Origin of the sequence: Mesorhizobium sp. M2A.F.Ca.ET.037.01.1.1 (genome assembly GCF_003998075.1) — a bacterium.
Taxonomy (GTDB): domain Bacteria; phylum Pseudomonadota; class Alphaproteobacteria; order Rhizobiales; family Rhizobiaceae; genus Mesorhizobium.
The window spans coordinates 1-483 of sequence record NZ_RZSA01001780.1; the positions used below are offsets into that span (position 1 = coordinate 1).

Below are 483 nucleotides of genomic sequence, written 5' to 3' on the forward strand. Positions count from 1 at the left end.
GAGTTAAGACAATGAACCTGATCCGTAGCTATCGTAACTGGCGCGTTTATCGCGAGACGGTTTCCGAGCTGGGTCGGCTTTCGAACCGTCAGCTCCATGATCTCGGCATCGTCCGCGACGAGATCAAGATGGTCGCCCGCAAGGCGATCTAAGCAAGGAATTTCGCCAGGGTCGACCTCCTCCCCGACCCTGACGAATGAGGTCAACCTTCACCTCCTCCCGAGGGTTGACCACCGAAACGGCGCCCGCCGGACCTCCTCCCCCGGCGGGCGTTGTTCAAGAAGCGAACGTAGTTCGTCGTCGAAGGTTTCGCCCCTTCTGAAAAAGGCGAAAGGAATTTCGTCAAAGCCGACCTCCTCCCCGGCGATGACGAATTAGGTCGATCTTCACCTCCTCCCGAGGATCGACCCCCAAAACGACACCCGCCGGACCTCCTCCCCCGGCGGGTGGTGTTGTTTTAGGCGCCAGTTTCTCGCCGTCCCC

At 59.8% G+C, this 483-nt stretch carries 1 protein-coding gene; it reads left to right on the plus strand.

The window, feature by feature from the left end:
- Nucleotides 1-11 precede the first annotated feature (11 nt).
- A complete protein-coding gene (locus EOA27_RS39770; protein ID WP_082056374.1) occupies nucleotides 12-152 on the plus strand; it encodes a DUF1127 domain-containing protein in 141 nt (46 codons plus the stop codon).
- The last annotated feature ends 331 nt before the right edge of the window (nucleotides 153-483 follow it).